This is a genomic window from Oceanimonas sp. CAM02 (genome assembly GCF_032842915.1).
In the GTDB taxonomy this organism is placed as follows: Bacteria; Pseudomonadota; Gammaproteobacteria; order Enterobacterales; family Aeromonadaceae; genus Oceanimonas; species Oceanimonas smirnovii.
The window spans coordinates 173,316-182,645 of record NZ_JAWJBK010000033.1; the positions used below are offsets into that span (position 1 = coordinate 173,316).

3 protein-coding genes are annotated in these 9,330 nt (G+C 62.4%); all 3 read left to right on the top strand.

Features of this window, described 5'->3' with window-relative positions; all coding sequences use genetic code 11:
• The first annotated feature begins 145 nt into the window (after positions 1-145).
• From recC to recD, 3 genes are read left to right on the top strand one after another with little or no spacing between them, the layout of a single operon-like run.
• Positions 146-3,553, top strand: a complete 3,408-nt coding sequence (gene recC / locus R0I78_RS12860) for an exodeoxyribonuclease V subunit gamma (protein WP_317075609.1) — start codon at positions 146-148, stop codon at positions 3,551-3,553.
• Positions 3,550-7,164, top strand: coding sequence for an exodeoxyribonuclease V subunit beta (recB, locus tag R0I78_RS12865; protein WP_317075610.1), 3,615 nt, complete (start codon positions 3,550-3,552; stop codon positions 7,162-7,164). The genes recC and recB overlap by 4 nt, the downstream gene beginning before the upstream one ends.
• A complete protein-coding gene (gene recD / locus R0I78_RS12870) occupies positions 7,161-9,158 on the top strand; it encodes an exodeoxyribonuclease V subunit alpha (RefSeq protein ID WP_317075611.1) in 1,998 nt (665 codons plus the stop codon). Before recB ends, recD begins: the two co-directional genes overlap by 4 nt.
• Positions 9,159-9,330 lie beyond the last annotated feature (172 nt).

Genomic DNA, 9,330 nt, shown 5'->3' on the forward strand with positions numbered 1-9,330 from the left:
CAAAAGATTAGGATTGTAACCATTTGCCGGCCATTGGCAATTTCTGGTCACCAGGCAGCTTTTTGACCATGGGAGCGGGCGACACTTAATGTCGCGGCCATTCGGCACTATGATAGGCGTCACGCACGGGAAAAAAGGACTCGCAATGCAAAATGAAAACGGCCTCAGCCCGGGATTGATGGTGGTGCATGGTAACCATCTGGAGGAGCTGAGAGCGCTGGCCGTCACCTGGATGCGGCGCTACCCCCTGGCCCCGCTGGAAAACGAAGTGGTACTGGTGCAGAGCAATGGTATCGCTCAGTGGCTTAAGCTGGCCCTGGCCGCCCGCGACAGTGGCGGCATTGCCGCTGCGGTGCAGGTTGACCTGCCGGCTCGTTTTCTGTGGCAGAGCTATCGCGCTGTGCTGGGCAGCGACACCATTCCGCGCTTGTCGCCGCTGGACAAAGCCCCGCTCACCTGGCGGCTGATGCGGCTCTTGCCCGGGCTGTGCAGCGAGGCTGTGTTTGCACCCCTTGAACGTTTTTTGCATGACGACGGTGACGGCCGCAAGCGCTATCAGCTGGCGGAGCGGCTGGCGGACTTGTTTGATCAGTATCAGGTTTACAGAGCCGACTGGCTGGCGGCCTGGGCTGAGGGCCGGGACATCATGATCCACGGCCGCCGGGGCGAGCAGCCGCTGGACGACGCCGTGCGCTGGCAGCCGGCGCTGTGGCGGGCCCTGCTTGCCGATGTGGGCGAGCAGGAGCTGGCGGGCAGCCGGGCCGGGGTGCACCCGCGCTTTGTGGCGCAGCTGCGCCGCTGCGAACAAAGGCCTGCCGGTTTGCCGCGCCGGGTGGTGGTATTTGGCATTTCCTCATTGCCGGCACAAACCCTGGAAGCGCTGGCGGCCATGGCCCGCTTTACTCAGGTATTGCTGTGCGTACACAACCCCTGCCAGCATCACTGGGGCGACATAGTGCCGGATCAGGACTTGCTGCGGCACCAGTACCGCCGCCATGCCCGCAAGACCGGCCAGTCGCCGGGGCTGAACGACACCGAGCTGCATCAGCATGCGCACCCGCTGCTGGCGGCCTGGGGCAAGCAGGGGCGGGACTATATCAACCTGCTCGACAGCCTGGATGATCCCGACAGCTACCGTGCCCGTTTTAATGCCATTGGCAGCCGTATTGATTTGTTTGATAACGGCGATACCAGTCACCTGCTGGGCCAGCTGCAGGACGACATTCTTAATTTGCGCCCGCCGGCAGAAAGCCGTGAATACTGGTCGCCGCTGACGCAAGAACAGCTCAGTATCGAGTTTCATATCGGCCACAGCCCCCAGCGGGAAGTGGAAATTCTGCACGATCAACTGCTGGCCCGTTTCTCGCAGGACAAGGCCTTGCGCCCGCGAGACATTATTGTGATGGTGCCTGACATTAATGTGTATGCTCCTCATATTCAGGCGGTGTTTGGCCAGTATGAGCGCGACGATGATCGCTTTATTCCCTTTACCCTGGCGGATCAGGGCAGCCGGGGCTGTGAGCCGCTGCTGATTGCCCTGGAGCATTTGCTGCGCCTGCCGGAAAGCCGGCTGCCGGTAAGTGAAGTACTTGATCTGCTGGAGGTGGCGGCCCTGCGCCGGCGTTTTGACATTGCCGATGCCGACCTGCCGGTGTTGCGCCGCTGGATTGAAGGTGCCGGTGTGCGCTGGGGTCTGGATGCTCAGCGCCGGGCCGGACTGGGGCTGCCCGATGGTCTGGAGCAGAACACCTGGCGCTTTGGCCTGCGGCGTATGTTGCTGGGTTATGCGGTGGGTGCCGGGGATGCCTGGGCCGGCATAGAGCCCTATGATGAAATCGGCGGCCTGGATGCGGCCATAATAGGGCCTCTGGCCAACTTGCTGAATGCCATTGACCAGCTGCATCATAACCTGAGTGATGCCATGGCTGCTGACGACTGGGCGGTGGTGCTGCATGGCCTGCTAGCACAATTTTTTGAGCCGGAAAACGAGCGGGAGCAGAGCCTGCTGGCCGGCCTGACCGAGGCGCTGGAGCACTGGCACGAGCTGTGCTCCGGGGTTGATCTGACCGAGCCGCTGCCATTGACCGTGGTACGGGAAGCCTGGCTGGGAGCCGTGGATCAGGGCCGGCTCAGCCAGCGTTTTCTGGCCGGTGCCGTTAACTTCTGTACCCTGATGCCCATGCGCGCCATTCCCTTTAAACGGGTGTGTCTGCTGGGCATGAATGACGGCGACTACCCGCGTAGCGTGACCCCGCTCGACTTTGATTTAATGGGGCAAGACTACCGGCCCGGGGACCGTTCCCGCCGGGAAGACGATCGCTACCTGATGCTGGAAGCCCTGTTGTCGGCCCGGGACGGTCTTTATATCAGCTGGGTAGGACGCAGCATTCGTGACAATACCGAGCGGCCGCCGTCTGTGCTGGTGGGGCAGCTGCGGGATCACCTGAGTGGCTGGCAGCTGCAAAACGGCGGCACCCTGCTGGATGCCATGACCACCGAGCATCCGCTGCAGCCCTTCAGCCGGCGCTATTTTACCCAGGGCAGTGACCTGCAAAGCTATGCCCGTGAGTGGGTGGCACAGCCTGCAGCGGCTGGCATTGAAAGTGCCTTGCCAATATGGCAACCCGATGGCCCGGTCACGCTGGAGCAGCTGCAGCAATTTTTGCGCCAGCCCGTGGCCACTTTTTTTGCCCGCCGGCTCAAGGTGATACTGGAGCGGGACGCCGCCGCCCGTCAGGACGAAGAGCCCTTCGGTCTCGACGGCCTGGAGCGCTACATGATCAAACGGGAGTTGCTGAACGCCGCTGCCGTGGCCGATGAAGTGAATGACGCCCTGAATACCGCCGCCCGCCGGCTGCAGGGGCAGGGGCGTTTGCCGCTGGCGGGTTTTGGTGAGCGGCTGCGGGCCGAGATGCTGGAATCATTGCCGGAGCAACTAAGCCGCTACCAGGCCCTTTGTCATGCCTGGCCTGACTTGCTGGAATCCCCGTTGCCGCTGTCGGTCAGCCATGGCGCGCTGCAGCTGGAAGGCTGGCTGGGGGGCTTGCGCCGGCAAGGTGAACAACTGGTGCTGATTGAACTGCAGCCGGGCGATCTGAAAAGTGGTAAAAGTGTGCGCTGGCACCGGCTGTTACACGCCTTTGTGGCCCAGACAGTGGCCTGTGCCAGCGGCATTGAACTGAGTCTGTATCTGGTGGGTGAAGACGTCACCCTGCAGGCACCGCCACTGCCACAGAGCACGGCACTCACCCTGGTGCAGCAGTGGCTTGACGCCCTGCAGGCGGGCATGACGGCCCCGCTGCCGGTGGCATTGAAAACCGCCATGAGTGCCCTTGAGCAAAAAGACCCCGCCAAAGCGGAGCTGGCTGCCAGCAAAACCTATAACGGCGACGATTTTCATTATGCCGGCGAGCGGGCCGAGAGCGGTGTTCTGGCGCGCCAGTTTCCCGACTTTGACGCTCTGCAGGCCGATGGCCGTTTTATCCGCATCAGCGAGCAGCTGTACCGGCCGCTGCTGGAATATGGCCCTCAGCCACAGGAGACTTCATCATGAATGCATCGCGTCCGCTGGCGCTGACGTTTCCCCTGCACGGCAGCCGGCTGATTGAAGCCAGTGCCGGCACCGGAAAAACCTTTACCATTTCAGCTCTTTATCTGCGGCTGGTGCTGGGCCATGGCGGTGAGCAGGGGTTTAAACGGGAGCTGCTGCCGCCGGAAATTCTGGTGGTCACCTTTACCGAGGCTGCCACTCAGGAGCTGCGCGATCGCATTCGCAGCCGGCTGGTGGAAGCGGCAGCGGTCTTTCGCAAGGAAACCGATGGCGACGATCTGCTGCGCACACTGAGAGACGACTTTGCTCCCGGGCAGTGGCCGGGCTGCGCTCACCGTCTGGACATTGCCGCCCAGTGGATGGACGAGGCGGCGGTGTCCACCATTCATGGCTGGTGTCAGCGCATGCTGCGTGAGCATGCCTTTGACAGCGGCAGCCTTTTTACCCAGACCCTGCAGACCGATCACAGCGAGCTGCTGGCCGGAGTGGTGCGGGATTACTGGCGACAACACTGTTATGACCTGAGCGGTGCGGCACTGGACTGGGTGATAGCCCACTGGCAAACCCCTGATACCCTGCTGCATAAGGTACGTCCGCTGTTAGCCGAGCCGGAGCAGGTGCCAGGCGAGCTGGGAGAGCTGCTCACCACCCGGCTGAATGAGCGTGAGGCCAGACTCAGAGCGATAAAAGCGCCCTGGCAAGTGTGGGTGAACGAGATAGAGCAGCTGCTGCAAACCGCCATTGCCGCCAAGCAGGTGCAGGGCAAGTGGCTGCAGGCCAAACGTACCGACGGCTGGCTGAGTGTTATTCGGGACTGGCTGAGCAGCGACGAGCTGGTGCTGCCGTTAACGGAGGCGGCGTTTTATCGCCTGAGCCAGAGCGGCATTACCGAAGCCTGGAAAGACACGGCCGCCGCGCCCGAGCACCCGGCTTTTGCCGCCATGGAAACTTTGCCCGCCGAGCTGACAGCGCTGGCCGCGCCTTTGGAAGCCCCGCTGCGCCATGCCGCCGGGCGTGTGCGGGCGCGCTTTGAGCTGGAAAAACGCCGGCGGGCGGAAATGGGCTTTGATGATATGCTCACCCGGCTGGATGATGCGCTTGCCGGCGAAAACGGCCCGCGACTGGCCGAGGTGATTCGGCGGCAGTTTCCGGTGGCACTGATCGACGAATTTCAGGACACAGACCCCCTGCAATATCGTATTTTCAACACCATTTACCGTGTGGCCGATAACGATGCCGACAGCGGCCTCTTTATGATTGGCGATCCCAAACAGGCCATTTATGCCTTTCGTGGGGCGGATATTTATACCTATCTGGACGCCCGTGCAGCCACCAAAGACCGGCACTACACCCTGGACACCAACTTTCGCTCCTCCCGCACCATGGTGTCGGCGGTGAACCGCTTGTTCGAGCGAGCCGAAGCCCATGAGCAGGGGGCGTTTCTGTTTCGTGAGAACGGTCAGAATCCGCTGCCTTTTATGCCGGTCAAGGCCAGAGGCCGCAGTGAGCAGTGGCAGTGTGATGATAATCCCTGGCCGGCGCTGGTGTTGTGGCAGCTCGATAACGAGGACGACAAGCCCTTTTCCGGCGGTGCCTATGTGAATGACATGGCGGCCCGCTGTGCCAGCCATATGACGCACTTGCTGAATCTGGGCGGTGAAGGCCGGGCCGGTTTTGCCGGCGAAGACGGTTTTACGTCGGTCAGACCCAGCGACATGGCCGTGCTGGTGCGCAGCTTTCGTGAAGCTCAGGCCATTCGCCGGGCACTGGCGGAGCGGGGCGTGCGCAGTGTGTATCTGTCCGACAAGGATTCGGTGTTTGCCAGCTCCGAGGCCGGTGATGTGCTGCACTGGCTGCAGGCCTGCGCCGCGCCGGAGCAGGACGGCAAACTCAGAGCCGCGCTGGCCACCGCCAGCCTGGGGCTGAGTCTGGCTGAGCTGGAGCGGCTGAATCAGGATGAGCGCCACTGGGAAGCCAGGGTCATGCAGTTTCGGGATTATCGCCGGCTGTGGCAGCGCCAGGGCGTGCTGCCCATGGTGCACCGGCTGCTGCACGACTTTGAGCTGCCGGCCCGGCTGCTGCTGGGCACGGAAGGAGAGCGCCGGCTGACCAACCTGTTGCATCTGGCGGAGCTGATGCAGCAGGCCGCCGCCACCCTGGATGGCGAGCAGGCGCTGATCCGCCATCTGGCCGAGTGCATTAACGGTGAGCGGGAAGCCGCCGATGAGCAGGTGCTGCGGCTGGAAAGCGATGCTGCTCTGGTGCGGGTGGTGACCATTCACAAGTCCAAGGGACTGGAATATCCGCTGGTATTTCTGCCCTTTATCTGCAGTTTTCGTGAAAGCGGGGCCAGAGGCAGCGCGGTGCAGCTGCATGAAAACGGCCGCAAGCGGCTGGTGCTGAGCCCCACCGATGAGCAAAAGGCCCGGGCCGAGCGGGAGCGGCTGGGAGAAGATCTGCGCCTGCTCTATGTGGCGCTGACCCGGGCCCGCCACGCCTGCTGGCTGGGGCTGGCCGATATTGGTGTGGGCAACAGCAAGCAGTCGCGCTTGCATGACTCGGCCATTGGCCGGCTGCTGGGCGGCGGTGCCACACTTGCGGGTAACTTGAGCCAGTGGCTGCAGCCGCTGGAAAGTGCCGATACCGCCCTGTGCGCCGCTCCCGAGGCCAATAAGACGCTTTTGCAGGCCTGTGATGACGATGTGGCTGAGCCGGTATGGGCCGAGCCAGGACGGCCGGCAGCGGAGCACTGGTGGATAGCCTCCTACAGCGCTTTATTAAGCCGTAACGATGCCGGCCGGCGTTTTGACGATGCCTCACCGGAGCGGCCCGAAGCAGAAAAAAGCGGTGATGACGACACCGGACGCCCCTTTGTGCCGCTGCGCCCCGGTGAAACGCCCGGGCTGCACCGGTTTCCTCGCGGACCGGCGGCGGGCACCTTTTTACACGGTTTGCTGGAGCTGGCGCTGAATGAGGGACTGGCGGCCCGGCCTGAAGAGTTGGCCACCCAGCTGGCGCGGCGCTGTCAGCTGAGAGGCATGACTGAATGGACCACACCACTCACCGACTGGCTGCTGGGGCTGATGAGCACGCCCCTGTTTGCCGGCGGGCCGGCGCTGCAGCAACTGGAGCAGTGTCAGCCTGAGCTGGAATTCTGGCTGGAAGTGAGCCATGTGCACATTCCGGCCCTTGACGGCCTGATACGTCAGCATATTCTGCCTGAGCGGGATCGACCCGAGCTGGCACCCGGCCGGCTTAACGGCATGCTCAAGGGCTTTATCGATCTGGTGTTTGAGCATGAGGGCCGTTATTACGTGGTGGATTACAAGTCGAACTGGCTGGGGCCCGACGACGGTGATTACACGCCAGCGGCCATGGAAAACCAGGTAATTCGCCACCGTTACGATCTTCAGGCGGTACTCTATGTGCTGGCGCTGCACCGCCAGTTGCTGCTGCGCCTGCCTGATTATGACTACGACACCCACATGGGCGGTGCCCTGTATGCTTTTGTGCGCAGCCCCGGTGCCGGCTGGTTGGAGCGGCCGCCCAAAGCCCTGATTGAAACATTAAACCAGCTGTTTTATGGCGAACAGAACGAGGAGAGCGGGTCATGATCACCGCCAAGACGTCAACGCAGGAGCTGCAGTCCCTGCTGGAGCAGTGGGTGGGGCTTGGCTGGCTCAGATCCCTGGACAGCGCCCTGGCGGGCTTTCTGGCTGAGCAGGTGCCAGGCGCAGATCCGCGTGTCCTGCTGGCGGCGGCACTGGCCAGCCACCAGCTTGGTCATGGCCATGTGTGTCTGGACCTGGCGGCCACCCTGGCCGAGCCGGACTTTGCCCTGTCGTTGCCACCGGAAGGAGAAGAAGGTCTGGCGGATGCCTGGCTGCCGTCTTTGTGGCTGGCCGGACTGACCCTGAGTGACTGGCAGCAGGCGCTGGCACAAAGTCCGCTGATAGCGGCCAAGGGAGAAGCGGAGCGACCGCTGGTGCTCAGTGGTGAACGGCTTTATCTGCGCCGCTACTGGAGTTATGAGCAGGGAGTTGCTGAAGTGCTGGCGGCCCGTATTCGAGATGACAGGGACGTGCCCGATGATCTGCCCGTCTGGCTTGAGCGGCTGTTTCCCGAGCCGCTCAGAATTAATGGCGAGCGCCAGACCGACTGGCAGAAGCTGGCCTGTGCCCTGGCTGCCAGCAGTGGTTTTACCCTGATCACCGGCGGCCCCGGTACCGGCAAAACCACCACTGTGGTGCGGCTGCTGGCGTTGTTGCAGGGCACCGCCAGCCAGCCGTTGCGCATCAGGCTGGCGGCACCCACCGGCAAGGCGGCGGCCCGGCTGACCGAGTCTATTGGTAATCAGGTAGTCAGGCTGCCGGTGAATGAAACGGTACGCGCTCATATTCCCACGGAAGTGAGCACCCTGCATCGCCTGCTGGGCAGTGTGCCTGGCAGCCGGCATTTTCGTCATCATGGAGGGAATCCGCTGCCGCTGGATGTGCTGGTGGTGGATGAGGCGTCCATGATTGACCTGGAAATGATGCACAGCCTGCTGATGGCCCTGCCGGCGCATGCCCGTCTGTTGTTGCTGGGAGACAAGGATCAGCTGGCTTCAGTGGAAGCGGGGGCGCTGTTGGGAGATTTGTGCAGTCAGGCCGAACAGGGACTCTATACTCCGGAGCGCAAAGCCTGGCTGGAAGCGGTCAGTGGTGAACAGGTGGCTCATCCGTCACTGCTGGCCGGAGATTCAGAGCGCCACGCGCTGGCCCAGCGGGTGCTGATGTTGCGCTATTCCCGCCGCTTTGCCGGTGGCTCCGGCATTGGCCGGCTGGCGGAGGCAGTAAACAGCCAGCAGGCGACGCTGGCCCGGGCCTTGCTGGGCCAGTATGACGATATTGCCTCGGTACGCATGAAGGGCGAGCAGGACAGCAGCCTGAACCGTTTGCTTTATGGTGGCAGAGGTAAGGCGCTGGGCTACGGCCATTATCTGGAAGTATTGAACAACACACGCCCGGCCGTGAATACCGCCTTTGATGATAACGCCTGGCATGACTGGGCCGACAGTGTGCTGACGGCCTTTGATCGTTTTCGCCTTTTGTGTGCGGTGCGCCGCGGCCCCTGGGGGGTGGAAGGGCTGAACCTGCGCATTGCCGGTCTGTTGCACCGGCGCGGTCTGCTCAGCGCTGCTGAAGGTTGGTATGAAGGCCGGCCCGTACTGGTGACCCGCAATGATTACAGCCTGGGGCTGATGAACGGCGACATCGGCATTGCTCTGCGGCTGCCGGAACAAGACGGTCGCGCCGTGCTCAGGGTAGCGTTTGCCCGCAACGACGGCAGTAACGAGCTGCGTTTTGTGCTGCCAAGCCGGCTGAGCGAGGTGGAAACCGTGTTTGCCATGACAGTACACAAGTCTCAGGGCTCGGAGTTTGAACATACGGCGCTGATCCTGCCCGAGGCGCTGAATCCGGTGCTGACCAAGGAGCTGCTTTATACCGGCATTACCCGGGCCAGCCAGCATTTTACCTTGCTGGAGCCGGGCCGGAACGTATTTGAACAGGCTATTGCCCGCCGTGTTGAGCGGCGCAGCGGCTTGCTGGAAAGCCTGCAGCGCTAGTACAAAATATTTTTTTGCTTAGGTGCATCCAATTGACTGCTCCCCTCCCTAAAGGAAGGGGATTCCCAATTCACCGAGAACCGGACACGGAGACTGGCCCCATGCCGCTTACATTCTCTCCAAGGGCTAACACCGCCAGCCCGACGGCTTTAATGTTGGTCGCGGCGTTAAT